Here is a 285-nt window from a genome sequence, read left to right as displayed (position 1 = left end):
GACGATATGTAAATCGCACCCTTGCGCTACCGTTCCGTGGCAGACAATTTCAAAACTAAAACGGACGGCGCTCTCCTCAACGCAGGAGAGTGCACCAATTTCCAGCCACACGGCGGTGACGCGCTTAACATCGTGCTGCTCCGCCTGCCGTTGGATAATTTCAACGGCGCTCTGGCAAAGCGACAACTCATGCATTTTCGCCACTCCTGCGGCCAAATAGCAGGGCACGACGCCCTGCGTGTAGTACATCCGGATTGGTGACTGGCAGCGAAAGGATCATTCGGG

Annotated in this window: 1 protein-coding gene; it reads right to left on the bottom strand. The window is 55.8% G+C overall.

All coding sequences use genetic code 11. From position 1 onward, the window contains the following. Positions 1-195 (bottom strand): hydrogenase maturation nickel metallochaperone HypA (gene hypA / locus LZP73_RS20690; RefSeq protein WP_234236851.1); only part of this gene is annotated, 195 nt, incomplete at its 3' end. Between the last annotated feature and the right edge of the window lie 90 nt (positions 196-285).

Origin of the sequence: Shewanella sp. AS16, from assembly GCF_021412365.1 — a bacterium.
GTDB classification, from domain to species: Bacteria; Pseudomonadota; Gammaproteobacteria; order Enterobacterales; family Shewanellaceae; genus Shewanella; species Shewanella salipaludis.
The sequence above is the reverse complement of the archived record's forward strand: the minus strand, read 5'-3'. Positions and strand labels throughout refer to the sequence as shown.